Consider the following 21,590-nt stretch of genomic DNA (forward strand, 5'->3'; position numbering starts at 1 on the left):
CTGCAAGGCGATCCCACCCCGAACATCCTGGCTGTTCACCGCAGCCACAGCAGTAGAGGAGCATTTATGTCGCGCTCGGTCCTGGTTACCGGCGGCAACCGCGGAATCGGACTGGCGATCGCCCGTGAGCTGGCGGCGGGCGGCGACAACGTCGCGGTGACCCACCGCTCCGGCGAGGCGCCGGAGGGCCTGTTCGGGGTGCGCTGCGACATCACCGACATGGCCCAGGTCGACGCCGCCTTCAAGGAGGTCGAGGAGGCCCAGGGCCCCGTCGAGGTCCTGGTCGCCAACGCGGGCATCACCAAGGACCAGCTCCTGGCGCTGATGAGCGAGGAGGACTTCTCCTCGGTCCTGGACACCAACCTCACCGGGTCCTTCCGCGTCGCCAAGCGCGCCGTGCGCGGCATGATGCGCAAGCGCGGCGGGCGCATCATCCTCATCTCCTCCGTGGTCGGCCTGATGGGCTCCGGCGGCCAGGCCAACTACGCGGCCTCCAAGGCCGGCCTCGTCGGCTTCGGCCGGTCCCTGGCCCGCGAGCTGGGTTCGCGCAACATCACGGTCAACGTCGTGGCCCCGGGCTTCATCGAGACCGACATGACCTCGGCGCTGTCCGAGGACCGCCAGGCGGAGATCAAGAAGAACATCCCGCTCGGCCGGATCGGCAGCACGGACGACATCGCCCGGACCGTCGGGTTCCTCGCCGGCCCCGGCGGCGCCTACATCAGCGGCGCCGTCATTCCCGTCGACGGCGGCATGGGCATGGGCCACTGAGCGCCCACCGGCCGCCACACGCCCCGGACGCCGGACCCCGCCGGCCCCTCTCACAGACAGGACACCATGGGACTCCTCGAAGGTAAGCGCATCCTCATCACCGGGGTGCTGACCGACTCCTCCATCGCCTTCCACGTGGCCAGGCTCGCCCAGGAACAGGGCGCCACGGTCGTCCTCACCGGCTACGGCCGGATGAGCCTGGTCGAGCGCATCGCCAAGCGCCTGCCGGAGACGCCCCCGGTCCTGGAACTGGACGTCACCGACGACGAGCAGCTCGCCAGCCTCGCCTCGCGGGTGGGCGAGCACGTCGACGGGCTCGACGGCATCGTGCACTCCATCGGGTTCACCCCGCAGGAGGCGCTGGGCGGCAACTTCCTCAACACCGAGTGGTCGGACGTGGCCACCGCCATGCACACCTCGACCTTCTCGCTGAAGTCGCTCACCACCTCCCTGACCCCGCTGATGAAGAACGGCGGCTCGGTCGTGGCCCTGGACTTCGACAACAGCGTGTCGTACCCGATCTACGACTGGATGGGCGTGGCCAAGTCCGCGCTGACCTCCACCGCGCGCTACCTGGCCCGCTACGTGGGCGGGGACGGCATCCGCGTCAACCTGGTCTCGGCCGGGCCGCTGAGCACCATGGCCGCGCGCAGCATCCCGGGCTTCGCCGACCTGGCCAAGCACTGGCCCGAGCGCGCGCCGCTGGGCTGGGACGTCAGCGACCCCGAGCCCGCCGCCAAGGCGGTCGTGGCGCTGCTCTCGGACTGGTTCCCCGCCACCACCGGCGAGACCGTGCACGTGGACGGCGGCTTCCACTCCACCGGGGCCTGAGCCGCCGGAGCCGCGGCTCCGACCGGGACGACCGCCAGGGCGGGCACCTGGAGTGCCCGCCCGCTTGCGAAAGGAACGCCATGGATCTGGGACTGTCAGGGGCACGGGTGCTGGTCACCGGCGCGAGCCGGGGGATCGGGCGCGCCATCGCCCAGGTGTTCGCCGAGGAGGGCGCCGACCTGGCGGTCTGCGCGCGCACGCCGGAACCCCTCGCCGAGGCGGCCGGGGAGCTGTCCGCCACGGGCGCGCGCGTGTACGCCGACCCGGTGGACGTGTCGGACCACGACGCCCTCACGGCGTTCCTGGGCGCGGCCGCCGAGTTCCTCGGGGGACTGGACGTTCTGGTCTCGAACGTCTCCGGCGGGAGTGCGAGGACGCCGGACCAGTGGGAGCGGGGACTCAACTCCGACCTGCTGCCGTTCGTGCGCCTGGCCGAGGCCGCCCACCCGCACCTGGCCGCCTCCGAGCGCGGCGGCTCGGTGGTCCTCATCTCGACCACCTCCGCCCTGCACACCACGGCGCCCGCCGGGCCGCACTCCTACGGCGCCGCCAAGGCCGCGCTCAACCACCACGCCGCCTCACTCGCCCGGGCGTGGGCGCCGGAGGGGATCCGGGTCAACACCGTCTCGCCCGGCCCCATCGAGTTCCCGGGCGGCGGATGGGACCGGCGCAGGGAGAACGACCCGGCGTTCTACGAGGGCATCCGCGAGCGCATCCCCTACGGCCGCCTGGGCCGCCCCGAGGAGGTCGCCCGCGCGACGGCCTACCTGGCGAGCCCGGCCGCGAGCTACATCACGGGCAACAACCTGGTGGTCGACGGCGCCTTCCTCGACCGGATCTGACGCAATCCGGTCCGCGCGCACCTTTGCTTTCGGCCCTCGGGTAGAACCAGGATGAGGGAAAACCCGGAGACGCGGCCCTGGAGGTCCCTACGATGGCGAAGCGAAAGGAAGGGGAGCCCGTGACCGCTGTACTGGAAGAGTCATCTGACACGCGTCTGTCCCCGTTCAGTCTGCGCGAACTGGCCGACCACCTCGACGTCCCTGAGGGGTTCAAGGTGGAGGTCATCGAAGGGGCCATCGTGATGTCACCCACCCCGTCGAAGAAGCACGGGGCTGCTCTTCGCCGGCTCTATGACCAGTTGGCCGGTCAGCTGCCCGAGGGCCGGGTCGCCGAGCAGATGTATTCGATCGAGGCGCTCGAAGGCGAAGACTTCGCCTCGCCGGACCTGCTCATCGTTCCCGTGGCGGTCGAGGAGGAGGACGGATGGCTGGTGGAGCCCGACGCCGTCGACTGCGTGGTAGAGGTCGTGTCTCCCAGCAACCACACCAACGACATCAAGGTCAAGCCCTCCCTGTACGCGCGGTGGGGAATCCCGGTCTACCTCCTCATCGATCCGCGCAACGGGACCACGCGGCTGTACTGGGATCCCCAGGGCGGCGAGTACCGTGCCCATCACGATGCCGAGTTCGGTGACGAGGTCGTGCTTCCCGAACCGCTCAAGGACGTCCGGATCGACACCTCGGTCTTCCCCCGGTACGCGGCCTGACGCACCGGACCGTCACCGCGGTCCGGGCCGGAGGTGCCGGGTGAGGCGGATGGCGGTCACCGCCACCCCGAGCACGGCGGCGGCCAGGAGGGCGACCGCGGTGTCGGGAGCCCAGGTGAGCGCGCCGTGCGGGCCGAGCGCCGACAGCGGCCACGCCGCGGCGCCCACCGCGCCCAGGCCCAGGGCGGCCCAGACGGCCGTCGCGGCCGGGCGGGGCCGCCGGACGCGCAGGGCGGCGACCACGCCCGCGGCGAGGGCGAGCGCGGCGCCCGTGGCCGCCCACGGTACGGCGGCGACGGCGGCGAAACGGGGCGCGGGGTCCGGTTCCGTGCCGGAGAGCAGGCGGGCCAGGCCGAACGCGACGCCCTGGATCTGCCCGTCGCGCAGCACGTCGTAGTGGTTCTGCAGGACGACCACCGCCCGCTCCTGGTCCGGCAGCAGGACGAGGATCGCCGCGTGGCCGGGTGTCGCGCCCCCGTGGAAGACGACCGGTGTGTCCGTCCCGGACAGGGTGGTCTCACGCCAGCCGAACCCGTACCGCTGGGCGGCACCCGGTACGGGGACCATGCCGGTGCGCGCCCGCGCGAGCGCGTCCGCGTCCAGGACGGCCGGATCCGCCTGGAGCTGCATCCGGGCGAAGGCCGCGAGGTCGGTCAGATCGCCGCCCAGGTAGCCGAAGGCCGTCCCCTCGTCGTCGACACCGCCGGCGTCGGCCACCGGCAGGCCCCACAGGATCCGGTGCCCGGGGGCCAGGCCCGCCGCGTCGGCCTCCGCGGAGCCGGTGAAGGCGCCGTCCATCCCGGCGGGGTCCAGCACGCTCGTGCGCAGGTACGCGTCGGTGTCGCCGGCCACCCGCTCGATGACCGCGCCCAGGAGGAGGTAGTTCGCGCTGCTGTACTCGTGGGTGCCGGGCTCGCCCACGGGTGAGTCCGCGACCCGCCGGACGCGCTCGGCGGTGTCCGGGGCGTCCGGGCCGTAGTGGTCGGAGACGGGGAACGCCGCCGTCTCGGTGAGGCCCGAGGTCTGCGTGAGCAGGTCCCGGACGGTGGGGCGGGCCCCGAACCCCGCGAAGTCGGGCACGTACTCCTCGACCGGCGCGTCCAGGTCCAGGCGCCCCTCGTCGGCCAGGACCAGGGCGGCGGTCGCGGTGACGGGCTTGGCCACCGATCCCCACAGGAACGGCGTCTCCTCCGTGACCGGGGCTCCCTCCCCGTCGTGGCCGAGGAGGCCCTGGTGCTCGACGCCGTCCGGGCCCACCACCGCGTAGGCCAGGCCGGGCACGGCGGTGGCCTCCCGGTGGTCGCGGACGTAGGCGTCCATCGCCGCGGGTGTGGGGGTCGGCGCGGGTGCGTCGGCCGGGGCACCGGCGGGTAACGGGCTCATCAGTGCGAGGGCGAGCAGTGGAGCGATGGGTCCGGGCACAGGGGCCTCCTCGTATAACCGTATGGCCGTACGATTATTACCGTATGCTGATACGGTTATCAAGTGCCACGAACCGCAGACCACGCCCTCCGCCGCGCGCAGATCTCCGCCGCCGTGCGCTCACTGATCGCCGAATCCGGGCTGGACGCCGTCACCGTCGCCCGTACGGCGGCCGCCGCCGGGATCTCCGTCGGACTGGTCCAGCACTACTTCCGCAGCAAGGACGACATGCTGTTGCACGCGTTCGAGGAGGTCAGCGCGGCCGTCGCCGAGCGGGTCGCGCGGATCGCCCACGAGGGGACCCGGCACGAGCGCTCCATCGCCGACGTGCTGACGGACGCGCTGGACGAACACCTGCCCCTGGACGAGCCGCGCCGCGCCGAGTACCGCGTCGTCCGGTCCTTCGCGGGCCGGGCCCTGGACAACCCGGACCTGGCCCGGGTGGAGGCGAGCACGGCCGCGGCCCTTTGCGCGGAGATCGCCCGGGCCGTCCGCAACGGCACCGAGTGCGGCGAGGTCGAGCCCGGAACCGACGCCGAGACCGCGGCCGCGCGCGTCGCGGCGGTCGTGGAGGGACTGGCCACCCAGGTCTACCGGAGGGAGGCGGGGGCGGCCGACCGGGCCCGTGACGTCCTACGGGCCGAGGTCGCGGCCGTGTTCACCGGCGAATGCCACCAGTACGACGGCGGTCGGCCCGGACAGGCCGCGCCGCGCCGCTGACCGCTCCCTGGGGCCGGTCGGACATCGCCCGGTTCGCCCGGGCCCGGCCCCCCGGGGCCGGGCGACTGCCCGCGACCGACCCGCCCCCGCTCAGCCCTCGCGCAGGATGCGGGCCAGCCGGGTCGTGCGCTGGGCGCCGGCGTTGTCGCGCACACCCTCGGCCAGCGCGCCGTCGGTGGCGTCCACCAGCGACACGTGGCGCACGGCGCGGGTGAGCACCGTGTACACCTGCGGCCGCGACACCGGCACCTCCGGCGGGAACACGCCCACCACCGCCGGCCAGCGGCCCCCGTGCGCGGCGGCCACGGTGACCGCCCACCCCGGGCGCAGCGCCGCCGGGCCGGCGACCTCCACCCGGCGGCCGCCCGGCAGCTCGACCACGGTCCGCTCGCCCGTCTCGCGCAGGTAGCCGGTGTCCCCGGGGCCGTACCCCGGCCCGTCGGCCACCAGCAGCACACGGTCGCCCACGTCCAGTCCGCCGTGCGCGCCCGGGCCCGGGTTCAGCCGCTCCTTGCACGCCGCGTTGAGCGCCCGCGCGCCCGCCGGGCCGTCCTCGCGCGAGGCGATGACCTGCGTGTGCTCGGGCTCCACGCCCAGCGCGCGCGGGATCGAGTCGGTGAGCAGCTGCACCACCCGGTGCGCCGCCTCCTCCGCCGAGGCGGCGGGCACCCGCACGATCTCGCGGTCGGGGGCGGCCACGTCCGGTACGTCGCCGTCGGCCACGCCCAGGGCCAGCTCGGCGATCGGGCCGGGCTCGCCCGGGGCCGCCACCTCGCCCGCGTGGGCGGCCCGCGAGGCGGCCACGTCCACCGCGACCTGGCCCGGCGTGGCCGACGGCGCCTGGCGCGGGTCGGCCAGCAGGACCAGGTGCGCGTCGTCGCCGCACGCCGACACCAGCTCGGCGGCGCGCGCCGCCCCCACCGACATCGACTCCTGGAGCACCACCAGGCCGGCGCCGACCGGGGCCTGGGAGAGCAGTTCGGGCAGGGAGAGCACGCGCACCGGCGGGTCCTCGGCGACGGCGGCCAGGTCGGCGTCCAACGCCGCCGCGGCCTGTGCGGTGGGCGCCGCCACGGCGATCCCCACCTGGCTGTCGGCGGCGATCGCGGCCAGGCACAGCAGGGCCCGCGCCACCTCGCCGGCGTCGCCCGGCCCGTGCCACAGCACGGTCACCGGGCGCAGTGTGGCGGTGACCAGCGCCTGGCGGGTCGCCTCGGTGACGGTGAACCCGCCCTTGTCGGCGGCCTCGTCGACGGTCTCGCCGGCGGTCGCCGAGTCCATGATGGGCTCGTTGCCGCTCATCAGGCGCAGCAGCTGGTCGCCCAGGCGCTGTTCGGCGTGGCCGACGTCGGGCAGGGCGTAGTACCGCTCGGAGTCCGGCACCTCCGGGACCCCGCCCTCCTCGAAGTCGAAGTCGTCGTCGGAGTCCTCCATGCTCTCGAGCACCACGGCGCTCTCGTCGGCCAGGGCGGCCTCCAGCGCGTCCGACGGGCGGGGCACACCCAGCTGGCCCACGATGGTGGCCAGCCGCTTCTCCTCGACGACCGTGTGCCCGCGCCGTGCGGACATCCGCAGGACGTGGGCGGTCAGGGCGCTCAGCCGGCGCGGGTCGCCGGGGCCGGCGCCCTCGCCCAGGTGCCTGCGGGCGCAGAAGTCGGCCTGCTCGACGGTCACTTGTGGCAAGCGCAGCAGGAGCCAGGGGTTGGCGTCCAGCTCGGCGGCGGCCCCCGGACCCAGCGCGGCGGCCAGCCGGGGTGCCAGGGCCGGGGGCGCGCCCATCCGGTCGAGGACTGCACTGACCTGTTCGACTGCCTCAGACACCTGGGGCCGTTCCCCTCGTTGCACACTTCGCGGACTCTGGGAGAGCGTACCGAGTCACGGTGACGCCGGTGGTCACCCGCGCGATCCGCGCCCGTTCCGCCCGGACCCGGGCCGTGCCCGCGACACTGTCCCGGACCCTGCCCCTGACCGGCCGGAACCGCCCCCGACGGCCTCGGTGACCGCCGCGCACGGGTCCGTCCCGGGGGCGGCGGCCTGGATCGCGGCGGCGGCACTGCCGGCGAAGGCGCGGAACGCCGACCGGTCCGCCTCGTCCAGGCCGCCCAGCACGTGGTCCTCGACCCGGTCGACCCGGCGTCGGGCGTCGGAGAGTACGGCGAGTCCCGCGCCGGTGGCGCACACGCGCCGCACCCGGCGGTCGTCGGGGTCGACCCGGCGCCGCACCAGGCCCGCCGACTCCAGGTCGTCGAGCAGGTAGGTCATCACGCTGCGGTCGATGAGCAGGCGCTCGGCCAGCGCGGCCTGGGTGGGCGGGTCGCCCTGGGCGGTCGCGTCGAGCACGTGGTAGCCGCGGGCGCCGTGCGGGATGTCGGCCAGGACGGCCTCGGTGCGCTCGTGCCAGCGGCGCAGGACGACGGCCAGGGACCAGCCGAGGGTGGTCTGCGGGGCGGCCTCCGGGGCGCCGCCCGCGGTCGCGTCCGCGGGGGCGGGGTCCGCGCTCTCGGGTGCCATGTCCCCGAGGGTACCAGGAATAGGTTTGCGGGCAGATAAGTTGTCGTAGGCATCATTTGCTGAATCAATGATTTCCCCGTCAAGGAGAGTGGCCCCCATGCCCGACTACGGACACGCCCTGGAGTTCGGCACGTTCGTCACACCCTCGGCCCAGGACCCCGAGCGCGCCGTGACCCTGGCCGCCCTCACCGAGTCGGCGGGGCTGGACCTGGTCGGCTTCCAGGACCACCCCTACAACCCCGCCCTCCTCGACACCTGGACCCTCCTCAGCTGGGTGGCCGCCCGGACCACCCGCCTGCGCCTGACCGGCAACGTGCTCAACCTGCCCCTGCGCCCGCCCGCGATGCTCGCCCGAGCCGCCGCCGGCCTGGACCTGCTGTCCGGGGGCCGCGTCGAGCTCGCGCTCGGCGCGGGCGCCTTCTGGGACGCGATCGAGGCCATGGGCACGCCGCGCCGCACGCCCCGCGAGGCGGTCGACGCCCTGGGCGAGGCCATCGACCTCATCCGGATGGTCTGGGACACCGAGGGCCGCGGCGGTGTGCGGCTGGACGGCGAGCACTACTCCGCGCACGGGATGAAACGGGGACCGGCCCCCGCCCACGACATCGGCATCAGCCTGGGCGCCTACAAGCCGCGGATGCTGCGCCTGGTCGGCGCCAAGGCCGACGGATGGCTGCCCAGCCTGTCCTACATGGACACCGCCGACCTGCCCGCGGCCCACCGCACGATCGACGAGGCCGCCGTCGATGCCGGCCGCGACCCCCGCCGGATCCGGCGCGGGCTCAACATCCAGGGCGCCATCCTGCCCACCGGGCGGGCGTTCCTCCAGGGCCCCGCGGAGCAGTGGGTCGACGACCTGCTGCCCCTCGTCCTGGAGCACGGCTTCGCCACCTTCCACCTGGCCTCCGACGACCCTCGCGCCATCCAGGCCTTCGGCGCCGAGGTCGCCCCCGCGCTGCGCGAGGCCGTCGAGCGCGAGCGCGGGTCCGCCGGCACCGCGACCGGGCCGGTCCGGTCCACGGCGGCCCTGGCCGCGCGCCACCCCGGCATCGACTACGACGCCGTCCCCGAGGGCCTGCGCTCCACCGCCGTGGAACCCGGCGACCGCTCCTACGCGCGCGTGCGCCACACCTACATCCACCCGGGCCGCCCCGGACTGGTCCTGCGCCCCACCACGCCCGAGGAGGTCGCGCGAGCCCTGGCCTACGCCCGCGCCCAGGACGCCCCGTTGGCCGTGCGCAGCGGCGGCCACGGCATCAGCGGCCGCTCCACCAACGACGGCGGCGTGGTCATCGACCTGGGCGCGATGGACCGCGTGGAGGTCCTGGATCCCGCCTCGGGCCGCGTCCGCGCGGACGCCGGCGCCCGCTGGGCCCGGGTCGCGCGGACGCTGGAACCGCACGGCCTGGCGCTCTCCTCCGGCGACTACGGGGGCGTGGGCGTGGGCGGCCTGGCCACCGCGGGCGGGATCGGCTACATGTCCCGCGGCCAGGGCCTGACCCTCGACAACGTCACCGCGGCCGAGGTGGTCACCGCCGACGGCCGCCTGCTGCGCGCGGACGCCACGGAGAACCCCGACCTGTTCTGGGCGCTGCGCGGCGCCGGCGGCAACTTCGGGATCGTCACCTCGGTGGAGCTGAGCGCCCACCCCGTCGACGCAGTCGTGTTCGCCCGGCTCGTCTACGACGCCGCGGACACCCCCGCGCTGCTGCGCGCCTGGGGCGAGGTGCAGGAGGCGGCTCCGCGCGAGGCCACCGGCTTCCTGTACGTGGCGCCCGCCCGCCAGGGCCAGGGGCCGATGGCGCAGGCCATGATCGTCCACGCCGCGGCGGGCACCGGCGGAGAGGTGGACACCGAGCGGGCCGCCGCCGCGCTCGAACCCTTCCTCACCGTGGCCCCGGTCCTGGACCAGCAGGCGAGCCTGGCCCCCTACTCCGCGATCCTGCCCGTCGCCGACGCCGCGCACTCCGGCGCCGGGGGAGGGGCCTTCCGCAGCGGCCTCATGGAGCACGTCACCCCGCGGGCGGCCGAGGGCCTGGCCGACCTGCTCGACTCCGGCCACGCGATGCTGCTCCAGCTGCGCTCCGTGGGCGGTGCCGTCAACGACGTCCCCGCCGACGCCACGGCCTACGCCCACCGCACCCAGAACTTCTCCGTCTCGGCGGTGGGCTCCAAGCGCCGGGTGGGGTCCCTGGACGGGCGCTGGGAGGAGCTGGGCGCGGACATGGAGGGGCTCTACCTCAACTTCGAGACCCGCACCGGACCCGAGGTCCTGGCGCAGGCCTTCCCCGAACCGGCCCTGTCGCGGCTGCGCGCCCTCAAGGCCGAGTACGACCCGGAGAACGTGTTCTCGCAGAACTTTCCGATCGAGCCCGCAGCGGGCGGCCGGTGACCCGCTAGGGGGCCGAGGTGGCGTCGTCGAGGGCCTCACGGATCTCCGGCGGCAGCTCCACGCCCTCCAGGCCCAGGATCTCCTGGAGCTGGGGCAGGGTCCGCGGCCCGACGACGGCCGCGGCCACGCCCTCCTGGTCCCGCGCCCAGCTCAGCGCGACGGCCAGCGGTGAGACGCCCAGGCCCTCCGCGGCCGTGCACACCGACTCCACCACCCGCCGGCTGTGGTCGTCCAGGTAGGGCTCGACGTAGGGCGCCATGTGCGGGAAGGCGCCGCGGGAGTTGGGCGGGACGCCGTTGCGGTACTTGGCGCTGAGCACCCCGCGCCCCAGCGGGGACCAGGCGATCACGTGCGCCTGCGCCGCCGCCGCGGCCGGCCGCAGTGACCGGTCGGCACCGCGGTTGAGCAGCGAGTACTCCGCGCCCACGCTCACCAGCGGCACCCGGCCCGCGCGGGCGCGCTGCCAGGTCGCCAGGGTGGAGAACTGCCACGCCTCCAGGTCGCCGGCGCCCACGTAGCGCGCCTTGCCCGCGGCGACGGCCGTCTCCATCGCCGCCAGCGACTCCTCCGGGGGTGTGGCCGGATCGAACACGTGCAGCTGCCACAGGTCCACGTAGTCGGTCTGGAGCCGGCGCAGGGAGGCGTCCAGTGACGCCAGGAGGTGGCGGCGGGATCCGTCCACGGGACGGTAGGCCTCGGGGGTGTGCCCGGTCTTGGTGGCCACCACCACGTCCTCGCGGCGCAGTGAACCGCGCAGCAGGCGCCCCAGGATCCGCTCGCTCTGTCCACCGGTGTAGATGTCCGCGGTGTCCACGAGCGTGCCGCCCGCGTCCACGAACGCGGTGAGCTGCTGCCCCGCCTCCTCCTCGGAGGTGTCCTGCCCCCAGGTCATCGTGCCCAGGGCGGTGCGTGACACCCAGAGTCCTGATCTGCCCACCTGTCGCTGTTCCATGCGGCGGAGAGTACCGTGTCCGGGCCGGGCCGTTCGGGGATCCGCCCCGCACGGCGACCGCCCCCGCGCCGTGGGAGCGGGCCCACGGCGGCCTCCGGTGTCGGTGCGGTGCGCGGAACCGAGCCAGGTCCTACCCTGTGCCCATGGCGACATCCACGGCACCCCGGGGCGCGTCCTCCGCGTCCGCGGCACCTCCTCCCGCTGACCGTCCCACCCCGGGCCCGCAGCCCTCCCCGGAGCCCGCGCGGCCCGCGCCGCCCCCGCCCGCGGCGATCACGCTGCTGCTGGTCCGGCACGGGATGACCGACGCCACCGGACCGCGCCTGGCCGGGCGGGCGCCGGGACTGCACCTCAACGACACCGGGCGCGAGCAGGCGGCCGACGCTGCCCGCCGGCTGGGCGGCCTGCGCCTGGCCGCACTGGTCTCCAGCCCGCTGGAACGCTGTCAGGAGACCGCGCAGGCGATCGCCCGCCACCTGGACACCGCCGTCACCACCGACGAGCGGTTCATCGAGTGCGACTACGGCAGCTGGACCGGACGGACCCTGTCCGAACTGGCCGAGGAGCCGCTGTGGCGGGTGGTCCAGGACCATCCCAGCGCCGCCCGCTTCCCGGGAGGCGAGTCGCTGGCCGCCTCCTCCGCGCGGGCCGTGGCCGCGGTGCGGGACTGGAACACCCGCCTGCTCCAGGAGCACGGCACCGCCGAGGAGGGCGCGCCGCCGCCGGTGTACGCGGTGTGCGCCCACGGCGACATCATCAAGGCGATCGTGGCCGACGCCCTGGGCCTGCACCTGGACATGTTCCAGCGCCTGCGGGTCGACCCGGGGTCGGTGACGTCGATCACCTACACCCGGACGCGGCCGTTCCTGAACGTGCTCAACGACACGGGGGAGGGCCTGGTCGGAACGCTGCCCACCCGGACCGAGGCGCGGGGGGACGCGGCGGTCGGCGGCGGCGCGGGCGGTGGCGGGTCGGGCGCCGAGACCCCCTGACCCGTCCGCCCGCCCACCCGTACGCTCGTCAGCCGGCCGCGATGGTGTTCTGGCCCACGACGATGCGCCAGTCGTCGCCCCGGCGGGCGAAGACGTACACGGCGCTGGCTCCGGGGGCGTCGGTCGGCCGGCCCCCGGCGTCGACGGGCCGCTGCGCCACGTGCGCGGCGACCACGTCGGGGCCGATCTCCAGCAGGTCGACCACGTCGTAGCGCGCGTAGGCGTCGGCCAGCTTCGGCAGCACCTCCCGGCCGAACCCGATGACGGCGTCGCGGCCGCGCATCCGCTTCCCGGCGGCGTTGGTCCACAGGGAGTCGTCGGCGAAGTGGTCGCCGAGCGCGACCGGGTCGTGGGCGTTGAAGGCGTCCTCGAAGCTCTGGACGAGGTCGCGGATACGGGAGTGGTCGGTCATGTCGCGTCCCTGCTCGTTCGGTGGCGTGATCGGTGCGAGTCAACGACCTGAACTAAGGTTGATGTCAAGGGCGGGGCGCCCTGCTGCGCCCGGGGCGGTTTTCGCGTCCTGCCACGGCTATCCCTTAAGGTGCTTGGCATGCCCGTATTCCAGTTCAATCCGCCGGAACGGTTCGTCGCCGGGACCGTGGGCCAGCCGGGAGACCGCACGTTCTTCCTGCAGGCCGTGGGGGAAGGCCGCATCACCAGCGTCGTCCTCGAGAAGGCTCAGGTCGAGGCGTTGGCGACCCGGATCGAGGAACTGCTGGAAGAGGTGCACCGCCGTTTCGGCGCACCGCCCGACGACTCCGAGCCGCCGGAGGACGACCGTCCGCTGGAGCAGCCCATCGAGCAGGACTTCCGTGTCGGCACCCTGGCGCTGGCCTGGGACGCCGAGGCCGCACGGGTGATCATCGAGGCCCAGGAGATCGACGAGAGCGCGGGCGAGGACGTCGTCGAGGACGACGAGGAGGAGCTGGAGGTCTTCGCCGAGGACGCTCCCGCGCACCGGGACGTCCTGCGGGTGTACCTCACGCCGGGAGCCGCGCGCGCGTTCGCCGGCCGCGCGCTCAAGGTCGTCTCCGCGGGCCGCCCCGACTGCCCGCTGTGCGGTCGGCCCCTGGACCCCAACGGCCACATCTGCGCCCGGCAGAACGGCTACCGGCCGGACCGCCTCGTCTGAGGCCCCCATGACCGCTGACGCCTTCGAAGGGCTGACCCCCGATCTGGGCCTGGACCTGGTGCGCACGGGCGAACTCACCGTGGAGGGGCGGCTGACCGCGGCTTCCAACGCCACGCTGTACTGCACCGTGTCGGACGGGGCCCGCTCGGCCGCGTGCGTGTACAAGCCGGTGGCGGGGGAGCGCCCGCTGTGGGACTTTCCCGACGGCACGCTGGCCGGCCGCGAGGTGTCGGCCTACGCCGTCTCCGAGGCCCTGGGGTGGTCGGTCGTGCCGCCCACCGTCCACCGCGACGGCCCCTTCGGCGAGGGCATGGTGCAGCTGTGGGTGCACGGCGACACCACCGTCGACCTCGTCGCGCTGTCCCGCGAGACCGACAACCGCGACCTGCGGCGGATGGCGGTCTTCGACGCGGTCATCAACAACTCCGACCGCAAGATCGGCCACCTGCTGCCCACCCCCGGCGGGCACCTCTACGGCTGCGACCACGGCGTGTCCTTCGCCGAGGAGTACAAGCTGCGCACCGTGCTGTGGCAGTGGCAGGGCCAGGCGCTCACCGAGGACGCGCTGGAGGCACTGGGGCGGGTGCGCGACGGGCTGCGGAACCCGGCGAGCGCCCTGTCCGTCGAACTGGAGCGGCACCTGACCGGCCCGGAGGTCTACGCCGTCCGCAGCCGGGTCGAGCTGCTGATCCACCACCGAGTGCACCCCTACCCGGCGCCCGACTGGCCCTCCGTGCCCTGGCCGCCGGTCTGATCCTCCTTCGGAGCCCCCTTGACCGTCGTGGAGAACGTCCGTTCCACACCCGGCGGCCTGGTCCGCGTGCTGATCGACCACCGCGGCTACGCGACGCGCCCCCTGCCGCGCGCGAGCGCACCGAACTCGTGGGCGCCTGGGCCGGGCCCGTCGCCCGGATCGGGCTCCTGCCCAGCCTCGTCCCGGCCTGGTGGGCGGACCGCGCCGGAGTCGACGACCTCGTGCCCTACGTCGTACCGCCGGCCCGTGTGGAAGCGCGACGCGTCCGAGGAGGACCGTCGCCGCAGGGAGTGGGAGCGGGAGCAGTCCCTGCGCGCGTCCTACCCCGGCCAGGTGTACTACGAGTACGTGGCCTCGGCGCGGATCACCCGGTCGGGGCGGCGCGTGACCGTGGACCTGCACCACACCAACGGCCACACCGTCCGGCTCTCCGCGCGCGGCGACCGCGGCGACAGGCTCGCCGCGGGGTTCCAGGAGCGGCTCGGCCAGCGGGTCCACGTGTGAGCCCGGACCACTACTGGGGGGTAGGAATGGCGGCCCCCAGCTCAGGGACGGCACAATGGGGCACGTGAGCAACGAGAACCAGTGGAACTACCTATTCGACATGGACGGTGTGCTCGTTCGCGAGCAGCACCTGATCCCCGGCGCGGACGCGTTGATCGCGGAGCTGCGCGAGAACGGGATCCCGTTCATGGTGTTGACCAACAACTCCATCTACACCCCGCGCGACCTGCGCGCACGTTTGCTCAACACGGGGCTGGACATCCCGGAGGAGTCCATCTGGACCTCGGCGCTGGCCACCGCCCAGTTCCTCCAGACCCAGCGCCCCAACGGCACGGCCTACGTGGTCGGTGAGTCCGGCCTGACCACGGCCCTGCACAACGTGGGCTACGTCATGACCGAGAGCAACCCCGACTACGTGGTGCTGGGGGAGACCCGCACCTACAGCTTCGAAGCCATCACCCGGGCGATCCGCCTGGTCCGCGACGGCGCCCGGTTCATCGCCACGAACCCCGACGAGACCGGCCCCAGCGCGGAGGGCCCGCTGCCGGCCACCGGCGCGGTCGCGGCCCTGATCGAGAAGGCCACCGGGCGGCGCCCCTACTTCGTGGGCAAGCCCAACCCGCTCATGATGCGATCGGCGCTGCGGCGGATCGGGGCGCACTCCGAGAACACGCTGATGGTCGGCGACCGCATGGACACCGACGTCCTCAGCGGGCTGGAGGCGGGCCTGCAGACCGTCCTGGTGCTCTCGGGGATCTCCGGCCGCGAGACGGCCGACATGTTCCCCTACCGGCCCACGCGGGTGATCGATTCGGTGAAGGACCTGGTGGGCGCCACGCGCGATCCCTTCGACGGGGCGTGACCCGACCGGCACAGACGACGGGGGCGGTGGACACGATGTCCACCGCCCCCGAATGTCGAGGTGTGTCAGGCGCTCTGCCGCTGCTTGGCGAGCTCCTCCACCTTGGCCGCCTCCTCGCGGCGGCGTGCGCGCAGCAGGGCCAGCCGCTCGGCCAGGACCTCCTCCAGGTCCTCCATGCTCCGGCGCTCCAGCAGCATGTCCCAGTGGGTGCGCACCGGCTTGGCGTTCTTGGGCTCCTCACCGGAGCCGTCCCGACGCAGGGCGCGGTCGCCGCAGAAGCGGCACTCCCACTCGGCGGGGATCTCGGCCTCGGTCGCGAAGGTGACCGCGAAGCGGTGGCCGCGGGTGCAGTCGTAGGTGACTTCCTGGCGCGGGGCCAGGTCGGTGTTGCGGTCGTTCTCGTAGCTCGTCGCCCCGAGCCGTGTGCCGCGAAGTGCTCGCTCGGCCATCGTGTGGGTGCCTCCAGGCGCTGGTGCGGTCTCGCGGGGTGTAACGCGTCGTTCCACGTCAAGATTCCCCACTGACCTGAGGTCGAACCTCGTCCGGCCGCCTCGGGGTCCCGGCGCCCGCTCCGGTGCCCGGTGACGGCAACGCGCCGGGACCCGTCCGCAGTCCCGTGCGTCGACGGCCTTTTATGGCGTCGTCGCAGTTCACGTTGTGTTCTTTGGTGGGTCGTGAGGTGTTTTTTCGGAGATTGTCGGAGATGACCGGATCGGCCGCCCGTCCTCCGCATGCCCTGAGGCCAGGGCCTTGTCACCGGGTGTCACGCTTGGTGAATTCCTCGGTGATTGTACGGACGTGACGCTTGTGGCGACTGGTGGTATGTTAAATCTCCGTGTGCTGAAAAGCGCAGGTTAAGGCCATTATGTCTTTTCTTTCGGCGCACTCCGGCACGCGGGCCGTGACCTTCGGCGTGCCCAGCGCGTGACCGTACGGTAACGGCAGGACATGGAACCCGATGACTGACATCCCCCTCTCCCGCGGCACCGCCTCCGCACGGCTCGCCGCACCGGGTTGGCTGTACCTTCCCCTTCTGAGCCTGCCCCTGTGGGCCTGGACACTGTGGGCGGTGCCCCCCGACGGGGCCGTCCCCGTCCTGGTCGCCTCCGCGGCGGCCCTGGCCGCGCTGGTCGTGCTGGCCCTGTCCCTCAACCGCCGCGAGCGCCGCGTCCGGGAGCTGACCGGTGAGATCGCCGGGCTGCGCGCCGACACCGCCGCGCTGGCCGAGGACCATTTGCCGCGGCTGTCCGAACGGCTGCGCCAGGGAGACTCGGCCGAGACCGCCCTGCACCGCGTCCCCGCGCCGGCCGACCCCGGAGGCAGGGCCGTGCTGGGTGCGGTGGCCGCGCAGATCGCGGCGGCCGAGCGCCGCCGTGCCTCGGCCATGGTCGCCTGCGCCACCGCCGCCGGGCGGGTCCAGGCGCTGGCCACCACGATGCTCGCCGACCTGCGGCGCATGCAGGAACGCCACGGCGACGGCGTCGGCTCCGGCGACGACGTCCTGGGCGACCTGATGCACCTCGACCACAGCACGGCCCAGGTCGGCCGGATCGCGGACAGCATCGCCGTGCTCACCGGAGCCCGGTCGGGCCGCCGCTGGGGACGGGCCATCGGCATGGAGAGCATCGTGCGCGGCGCCATGGGGCGCATCGGCGACTACCGGCGCGTGCGGGTGCACAACGTGTGCACCCAGGCGGTGGCCGGCTTCGCCGCGGAGGGCGTGGTGCACTGCCTGGCCGAGATCCTGGACAACGCCGCCCGGTTCTCGCCGCCCACCTCGGAGGTGCACGTCCACGTCGAGGAGGTCCAGGCCGGGATCGCGGTGATGGTCGAGGACGGCGGCCTCGTCATGGGCGAGGAGGCCCTCGAACGGGCACGGCGGACCGTCGAGTCCGGCCTGGACCTGGCCACCATCTCCGGAACACGGCTCGGACTGGCGGTCGTGGGGCAGCTCGCGCAGCGCTACGGGCTGTCGGTGTCCTTCCGCTCCTCCTCCCGGGGCGGTACCGCGGTCGTCCTGCTCCTGCCGCAGAAGCTCATCAAGCCCCTGCCCCGGCCCCGCGTCGACCGGACCCCGGACACCGCGGCCGGCATCGCGCCGCCCCCCGCGTCCGCGTCCCCCGGCACCGCGGCGGAGGCCGACGCCGGTACCGAGACCACACCGCCCGCGTCCCCCACCGCGGACGGTGCGCGGACGGCGGAGACCGGCCTGCCCCAGCGACGCCGCGGCATGACCCTCGCCGCCGCGGAGAAGGCCAGGCCCGCCCCCGCCGACTCCGGACCCGCCACCCCGACGAAGGGCTTCGGTGCGTTCCGCTCGGCGGTACGCGGCCAGGACCCGAACGGATCATCGAAGGACGCCTGATGAACCTTGACACCCTGACCTGGCTGCTCGAAGGGCTGCTGGAGCGCACCCCCGGCGCCCGCCACGCGCTGGTGCTCTCCCGCGACGGCCTCAAGCTGTGCCACAGCGCCAGCCTGAACAAGGACAGCGCCGACCACCTCGCGGCGATCGCCGCCGGCGTGCAGAGCTTGGCGCACAGCGCGTCGGTGGAGTTCGGCGCGGGCGCCGGCTCCGGCGGCGTCCGCCAGGCCATGGCCGAGTTCTACGGCGGCCTGCTCTTCATCGTCGAGGCCGGACACGGGGCCCACCTGGCCGTCATCACCTCCGAGGAGGCCGAACCCGGCCTGGTCGGACACAACATGAACGAGCTCGTCGAGCAGATGGGCGAGCACCTGTCCACCCCGTCCCGCGCCACCACCGGGTCGGTATGAGCCGCTCCCACCGGCAGGAGGGGCCCGACCGGCTCTACGTCATCACCTCGGGACGCAGCGCGGGGGCCGACGAGTCCCTGGACGCGGTCACCCTCATCGCGGCCGAGAGCGAGCCCGCGCCCGGGATGCAGTCCGAGCACGCCGAGATCCTGCGGATGTGCGCTGCCGGACCGATGGCGGTCGTGGAGATCTCCGCGCACCTGCACCTGCCCGTGGCGGTCGTGCGGATCCTGCTCACCGACCTCCTGGACTCGGGCCGGGTCACCGCCCGCCACCCCAGGCCGGCCCCCTCCCCGGCCACGCCCCTGGCCTCCCCGGACGTGTTGGAGAAGGTGCTCGTTGCACTCCACAACCTCTGAACCCCCCTCGCCGGCGCCCGACGCCGCACCTGTCCCGCTCCTGGCGACCGCGGAACAGGCGCTCAAGATCGCCGTCGTCGGCGGATTCGGGGTCGGCAAGACCACCCTCGTGCGCTCGGTCAGCGAGATCCGCCCCCTCAACACCGAGGAGACGATGACGCGGGCCGGCGACGGCGTCGACGACCTGCACGGGGTGGAGGCCAAGCGCTCCACCACCGTGGCCTTCGACTTCGGCCGCATCACCCTGGACGCCACCTCGGTCCTCTACGTCTTCGGCGCCCCCGGCCAGGAGCGGTTCTGGTTCCTGTGGGACCGCCTGTTCTCCGGGGCCCTCGGCGCGGTGGTGCTCGTCGACACCCGCCGCCTGGCGGACTCCTTCTACGCCATCGACCGGCTGGAGGCCCAGGGCACCCCCTTCGTCGTCGCCCACAACGACTTCGGCGAGAGCACCCACGACCTCGACGAGGTCCGCTCCGCCCTGGACCTGGACCCTGGCGTGCCCCTGGTCCGGTGCGACGCGCGCGAGCGGGACTCGGCCAAGCAGGTCCTCATCGCGCTGGTCCGCCACGTCCGCTCCCTCGTCACGGAAGGCTCCCGTTGAACGACCGCCCGGTCCACCTCTACGGACCGCGTTTCCAGACCGACCCCACGGGCCTCTACCAGGAGATGCGTGCCGAGCACGGGCCGGTCGTCCCCGTGCTCATGGAGGGCGGCGTCCCCGCCTGGCTGGTCATCGGCTATCGGGAGGTCCACCACGTGGTGAGCGATCCCGCGGTGTTCGCCCGCAGCTCGCGGCGGTGGAACGCCTGGGAGAAGGTCCCCGAGGACTGGCCCCTGCTGCCGCTGGTGATGCAGCTGCCCACCGTGCTCTACTCCGAGGGCGAGGAGCACCGGCGCCGGGCGGGGGCGATCAGCGACGCCCTGGCCGGAGTGGACGCCCACGAGCTGCGCACGGTCGCCACCCGGCTCGCCGACCGGCTCGTCGACGAGTTCTGCGGCTCCACGGGAGCCGACCTGCGGGCCGCCTACACCGCACGGCTGCCTGCCCTCGTCCTGAGCTGGATGTACGGGCTCGACGACAAGCGCGGCGACCTCCTCGCCGCCGACATGACCACCATGATCGACGGCGGGCCCGCGGCGATGGACGCCCAGCGCGCGCTGATGGCGGCCATGGCCGCGCTGGTCGCCGAACGCCGGGCGTCCCCCGGCAACGACGTGGTCTCCCGGATGATCGGTCACCCCGCCGGGTTCACCGACGAGGAGCTGGTCCCGGAACTGATCGTGCTGCTCGGCGGCGGCAACCAGCCCACCGGCGAGTGGCTCGGCAACGCCCTGCGCCTGATGCTCACCGACGACCGCTTCGCCGACTCCATCGCGGGTGCCCGCCGCAGTGCCCGCGAGGCCCTCAACGAGGCCCTGTGGGAGGACACCCCCACCCAGATCCAGGCGGGCCGGTTCGCCGCCCACGACGTCGAGCTGGGCGGCCGGCTCATCCGTGAGGGCGACCTGCTGCTCCTGGGGCTGGCCGGGGCCAACCACGACCAGCGCGTCCACCAGGGGGTGCACGGGCCCGGGCGCCAGGGCAACCACGCCCACCTGTCCTTCTCCCACGGCGAGCACGGCTGCCCCTTCCCGGCGCGCGAGATCGCGGAGACCATCGCCGTGACCGGGATCGAGGTGCTCATGGACCGGCTGCCCGACCTCGAACTGTCCGTTCCCGCCACGGAACTGCGCTGGCGCCCCTCTCCCTGGGTCCGCGGCGTCGCCTCGCTTCCCGTCACCTTCACTCCCGCCCCACCCCGAGGAGACACCTGATGCCCTGTCCCGTTCAGCACGGCTCCGGCGGCACGTTCGTCCTGGACCCCTACGTCACCGACCTGCCCGCCGAACGCGAGGCGCTGCACGCGGCCGGTCCGCTGACCCGTGTGGAATTCCCCGAGGGCGTGACCGCCTGGGGCGTCACCCACCACGAGACCGCCCGCGCGCTGCTCACCGACAGCCGCCTGGTCAAGGACGTCGCGCACTGGGACGACTACCAGAACGGCCGGATCTCCCAGAGCTGGCCGCTGCTGAGCACCATCCCGCCCACCCCCACCAACCTGCTGGGCACCGACGGCGCCGAGCACCGCCGGCTGCGCCTGCTCACCGCCAAGGCCTTCTCCGCGCGTACCGTGGAACGGCTGCGCCCCCGCATCCACGAGCTCACCACCGAGCTGCTCGACGCGATGGAGCCGGCGGCCGACCGGCCCCTGGACCTGAAGTCGGAGTTCGCGTTCCGCCTGCCGATGAGCGTCATCGGCGAGCTGTACGGGGTGGACCCCTCGGAGTTCCCCTACCTGCGCGACATGTACGTGAAGTTCTTCTCCTCGGTCACCGGGCCGGAGGAGTTCATGCGCGTCTACGGCGAGCTGGAGCAGTACTACGACGACATGATCGCGGCCAAGCGGGCCGCGCCCGGAGAGGACCTCACCACCGAGCTCCTCCAGGCGGGCGAGGACGGCGACGCCCTCACCGACCTGGAGGTGCGCGGCACCCTCCAGGTGACCGTGGCCGCGGGCCACGAGACCACGGTCAACCTGCTGTGCAACGCGGTCCGCGCCCTGCTCGCCCACCCCGACCAGTTCGCCCTGGTCAAGGAGGGCAAGGTCGGATGGGACACCGTGGTCGAGGAGGCACTGCGGTACGACCCGCCCACCTCCAACATGATCTTCCGCTTCGCCACCGAGGACATCGATGTCGGGGACAGGGTCATCGCCAAGGGCGAGGCGCTCATGGTCTCCTACGGGGCGATCAGCCGGGACCGGGCCGAGCACGGTGAGGACCCCCACCCCGCCGAGTTCGACCTCACCCGCACCCGGGGCCGGCACATGTCCTTCGGCTACGGCCCCCACGTGTGCCCCGGTGCCGCCCTGGCCCGGATGGAGGGGCAGATCGCCCTGCCCATGCTCTTCGAGCGCTACCCGGACCTGCGGCTGGCCGTGCCCGACCAGGAACTCGCCAACCACCCGTCCATCATCGTCAACAGCCTCAAGGAGCTCCCGGTCCTGCTGCGTCCCTGAGCACC

General features: G+C 73.7%; 23 protein-coding genes. 17 read left to right on the top strand and 6 right to left on the bottom strand.

The window, feature by feature from the left end; all coding sequences use genetic code 11:
• Positions 1–66 precede the first annotated feature (66 nt).
• From fabG to HNR10_RS27545, 4 genes are all read left to right on the top strand, one after another.
• Positions 67–771, top strand: coding sequence for a 3-oxoacyl-ACP reductase FabG (gene fabG, locus HNR10_RS27530; RefSeq protein ID WP_179828512.1), 705 nt, complete (start codon positions 67–69; stop codon positions 769–771).
• A gap of 66 nt (positions 772–837) precedes the next feature.
• Entirely contained in the window at positions 838–1,602 is a 765-nt protein-coding gene (gene fabI, locus HNR10_RS27535; protein ID WP_053619507.1) for an enoyl-ACP reductase FabI, read from the top strand.
• A gap of 80 nt (positions 1,603–1,682) precedes the next feature.
• Positions 1,683–2,444: an SDR family NAD(P)-dependent oxidoreductase gene (locus tag HNR10_RS27540; protein ID WP_179828515.1), complete on the top strand. Its 762-nt coding sequence runs from the start codon at positions 1,683–1,685 to the stop codon at positions 2,442–2,444.
• Between the two features lie 119 nt (positions 2,445–2,563).
• On the top strand, positions 2,564–3,151 hold the full coding sequence (locus tag HNR10_RS27545; protein WP_179828516.1) for a Uma2 family endonuclease: 588 nt from the start codon (positions 2,564–2,566) through the stop codon (positions 3,149–3,151).
• Positions 3,152–3,163: 12 nt separating this feature from the next.
• Here HNR10_RS27545 and HNR10_RS27550 read toward each other — a convergent pair whose 3' ends face one another.
• A complete protein-coding gene (locus HNR10_RS27550; RefSeq protein WP_312889436.1) occupies positions 3,164–4,573 on the bottom strand; it encodes a serine hydrolase domain-containing protein in 1,410 nt (469 codons plus the stop codon).
• Between the two features lie 63 nt (positions 4,574–4,636).
• Between HNR10_RS27550 and HNR10_RS27555 the strand changes: the two genes are divergently transcribed.
• A complete protein-coding gene (locus HNR10_RS27555) occupies positions 4,637–5,293 on the top strand; it encodes a TetR/AcrR family transcriptional regulator (protein ID WP_179828519.1) in 657 nt (218 codons plus the stop codon).
• A gap of 90 nt (positions 5,294–5,383) precedes the next feature.
• On the opposite strand, the gene HNR10_RS27560 is transcribed toward HNR10_RS27555, so the two are convergent.
• Together HNR10_RS27560 and HNR10_RS27565 are read right to left on the bottom strand one after the other, a co-directional pair.
• Positions 5,384–7,114 carry a helix-hairpin-helix domain-containing protein gene (locus HNR10_RS27560; protein WP_179828521.1) on the bottom strand — a complete coding sequence of 577 codons (1,731 nt, stop codon included), beginning with the start codon at positions 7,112–7,114 and terminating at the stop codon, positions 5,384–5,386.
• Positions 7,115–7,186: 72 nt separating this feature from the next.
• On the bottom strand, positions 7,187–7,804 hold the full coding sequence (locus HNR10_RS27565; protein WP_179828523.1) for a MarR family winged helix-turn-helix transcriptional regulator: 618 nt from the start codon (positions 7,802–7,804) through the stop codon (positions 7,187–7,189).
• Positions 7,805–7,901: 97 nt separating this feature from the next.
• Between HNR10_RS27565 and HNR10_RS27570 the strand changes: the two genes are divergently transcribed.
• Positions 7,902–10,196, top strand: coding sequence for an LLM class flavin-dependent oxidoreductase (locus tag HNR10_RS27570; RefSeq protein WP_179828525.1), 2,295 nt, complete (start codon positions 7,902–7,904; stop codon positions 10,194–10,196).
• Positions 10,197–10,200: 4 nt separating this feature from the next.
• Here HNR10_RS27570 and HNR10_RS27575 read toward each other — a convergent pair whose 3' ends face one another.
• On the bottom strand, positions 10,201–11,148 hold the full coding sequence (locus HNR10_RS27575; RefSeq protein ID WP_179828527.1) for an aldo/keto reductase: 948 nt from the start codon (positions 11,146–11,148) through the stop codon (positions 10,201–10,203).
• A gap of 143 nt (positions 11,149–11,291) precedes the next feature.
• Between HNR10_RS27575 and HNR10_RS27580 the strand changes: the two genes are divergently transcribed.
• Entirely contained in the window at positions 11,292–12,140 is an 849-nt protein-coding gene (locus HNR10_RS27580; protein ID WP_179828529.1) for an MSMEG_4193 family putative phosphomutase, read from the top strand.
• 28 nt (positions 12,141–12,168) lie between these two features.
• Here HNR10_RS27580 and HNR10_RS27585 read toward each other — a convergent pair whose 3' ends face one another.
• A complete protein-coding gene (locus tag HNR10_RS27585; protein ID WP_179828539.1) occupies positions 12,169–12,552 on the bottom strand; it encodes an SgcJ/EcaC family oxidoreductase in 384 nt (127 codons plus the stop codon).
• Between the two features lie 138 nt (positions 12,553–12,690).
• On the opposite strand from HNR10_RS27585, the gene HNR10_RS27590 reads away from it, so the two are divergent.
• The 4 genes from HNR10_RS27590 to HNR10_RS27605 all read left to right on the top strand — a co-directional run bounded on the left by HNR10_RS27590 (position 12,691) and on the right by HNR10_RS27605 (position 15,392).
• On the top strand, positions 12,691–13,272 hold the full coding sequence (locus tag HNR10_RS27590) for a DUF3090 domain-containing protein (protein WP_179828541.1): 582 nt from the start codon (positions 12,691–12,693) through the stop codon (positions 13,270–13,272).
• 7 nt (positions 13,273–13,279) lie between these two features.
• Positions 13,280–14,026 (top strand): SCO1664 family protein, encoded by a 747-nt coding sequence (locus tag HNR10_RS27595; RefSeq protein ID WP_179828543.1) that lies wholly within the window; start codon positions 13,280–13,282, stop codon positions 14,024–14,026.
• A 246-nt stretch (positions 14,027–14,272) separates the two neighbouring features.
• Complete coding sequence (locus HNR10_RS27600) at positions 14,273–14,530, top strand: hypothetical protein (protein ID WP_179828545.1); 258 nt, start codon at positions 14,273–14,275, stop codon at positions 14,528–14,530.
• A 55-nt stretch (positions 14,531–14,585) separates the two neighbouring features.
• On the top strand, positions 14,586–15,392 hold the full coding sequence (locus HNR10_RS27605) for an HAD-IIA family hydrolase (protein ID WP_179828547.1): 807 nt from the start codon (positions 14,586–14,588) through the stop codon (positions 15,390–15,392).
• Between the two features lie 65 nt (positions 15,393–15,457).
• On the opposite strand, the gene HNR10_RS27610 is transcribed toward HNR10_RS27605, so the two are convergent.
• On the bottom strand, positions 15,458–15,841 hold the full coding sequence (locus HNR10_RS27610) for an RNA polymerase-binding protein RbpA (protein WP_053619498.1): 384 nt from the start codon (positions 15,839–15,841) through the stop codon (positions 15,458–15,460).
• A gap of 509 nt (positions 15,842–16,350) precedes the next feature.
• On the opposite strand from HNR10_RS27610, the gene HNR10_RS27615 reads away from it, so the two are divergent.
• Genes HNR10_RS27615 through HNR10_RS27640 form a run of 6 tightly spaced genes read left to right on the top strand, consistent with a single transcriptional unit; the run spans position 16,351 to position 21,585 of the window.
• A complete protein-coding gene (locus HNR10_RS27615) occupies positions 16,351–17,757 on the top strand; it encodes an ATP-binding protein (protein ID WP_179828549.1) in 1,407 nt (468 codons plus the stop codon).
• Complete coding sequence (locus HNR10_RS27620) at positions 17,757–18,167, top strand: roadblock/LC7 domain-containing protein (protein WP_179828552.1); 411 nt, start codon at positions 17,757–17,759, stop codon at positions 18,165–18,167. Before HNR10_RS27615 ends, HNR10_RS27620 begins: the two co-directional genes overlap by 1 nt.
• Positions 18,164–18,526, top strand: coding sequence for a DUF742 domain-containing protein (locus HNR10_RS27625; protein WP_179828554.1), 363 nt, complete (start codon positions 18,164–18,166; stop codon positions 18,524–18,526). Before HNR10_RS27620 ends, HNR10_RS27625 begins: the two co-directional genes overlap by 4 nt.
• Entirely contained in the window at positions 18,507–19,127 is a 621-nt protein-coding gene (locus tag HNR10_RS27630) for a GTP-binding protein (RefSeq protein ID WP_179828556.1), read from the top strand. The genes HNR10_RS27625 and HNR10_RS27630 overlap by 20 nt, the downstream gene beginning before the upstream one ends.
• The gene (locus tag HNR10_RS27635) at positions 19,124–20,341 is read left to right on the top strand and encodes a cytochrome P450 (RefSeq protein WP_179828558.1); all 1,218 of its coding nucleotides are present in this window, start codon (positions 19,124–19,126) and stop codon (positions 20,339–20,341) included. Before HNR10_RS27630 ends, HNR10_RS27635 begins: the two co-directional genes overlap by 4 nt.
• Positions 20,341–21,585 carry a cytochrome P450 family protein gene (locus tag HNR10_RS27640; RefSeq protein WP_179828561.1) on the top strand — a complete coding sequence of 415 codons (1,245 nt, stop codon included), beginning with the start codon at positions 20,341–20,343 and terminating at the stop codon, positions 21,583–21,585. The genes HNR10_RS27635 and HNR10_RS27640 overlap by 1 nt, the downstream gene beginning before the upstream one ends.
• Positions 21,586–21,590 lie beyond the last annotated feature (5 nt).

The sequence above is a fragment of the Nocardiopsis aegyptia genome (genome assembly GCF_013410755.1).
Classification (GTDB): domain Bacteria; phylum Actinomycetota; class Actinomycetes; order Streptosporangiales; family Streptosporangiaceae; genus Nocardiopsis; species Nocardiopsis aegyptia.

Coding starts and splice junctions, on each gene's coding strand:
- fabI (WP_053619507.1), top strand. CDS start 838: ATGGGACTCCTCGAAGGTAAGCGCATCCTCATCACCGGGGTGCTGACC.
- HNR10_RS27615 (WP_179828549.1), top strand. CDS start 16,351: ATGACTGACATCCCCCTCTCCCGCGGCACCGCCTCCGCACGGCTCGCC.
- HNR10_RS27625 (WP_179828554.1), top strand. CDS start 18,164: ATGAGCCGCTCCCACCGGCAGGAGGGGCCCGACCGGCTCTACGTCATC.
- HNR10_RS27595 (WP_179828543.1), top strand. CDS start 13,280: ATGACCGCTGACGCCTTCGAAGGGCTGACCCCCGATCTGGGCCTGGAC.
- HNR10_RS27640 (WP_179828561.1), top strand. CDS start 20,341: ATGCCCTGTCCCGTTCAGCACGGCTCCGGCGGCACGTTCGTCCTGGAC.
- HNR10_RS27540 (WP_179828515.1), top strand. CDS start 1,683: ATGGATCTGGGACTGTCAGGGGCACGGGTGCTGGTCACCGGCGCGAGC.
- HNR10_RS27575 (WP_179828527.1), bottom strand. CDS start 11,148: ATGGAACAGCGACAGGTGGGCAGATCAGGACTCTGGGTGTCACGCACC.
- HNR10_RS27585 (WP_179828539.1), bottom strand. CDS start 12,552: ATGACCGACCACTCCCGTATCCGCGACCTCGTCCAGAGCTTCGAGGAC.
- HNR10_RS27565 (WP_179828523.1), bottom strand. CDS start 7,804: ATGGCACCCGAGAGCGCGGACCCCGCCCCCGCGGACGCGACCGCGGGC.
- HNR10_RS27605 (WP_179828547.1), top strand. CDS start 14,586: ATGGGGCACGTGAGCAACGAGAACCAGTGGAACTACCTATTCGACATG.
- fabG (WP_179828512.1), top strand. CDS start 67: ATGTCGCGCTCGGTCCTGGTTACCGGCGGCAACCGCGGAATCGGACTG.
- HNR10_RS27610 (WP_053619498.1), bottom strand. CDS start 15,841: ATGGCCGAGCGAGCACTTCGCGGCACACGGCTCGGGGCGACGAGCTAC.
- HNR10_RS27580 (WP_179828529.1), top strand. CDS start 11,292: ATGGCGACATCCACGGCACCCCGGGGCGCGTCCTCCGCGTCCGCGGCA.
- HNR10_RS27570 (WP_179828525.1), top strand. CDS start 7,902: ATGCCCGACTACGGACACGCCCTGGAGTTCGGCACGTTCGTCACACCC.
- HNR10_RS27620 (WP_179828552.1), top strand. CDS start 17,757: ATGAACCTTGACACCCTGACCTGGCTGCTCGAAGGGCTGCTGGAGCGC.
- HNR10_RS27590 (WP_179828541.1), top strand. CDS start 12,691: ATGCCCGTATTCCAGTTCAATCCGCCGGAACGGTTCGTCGCCGGGACC.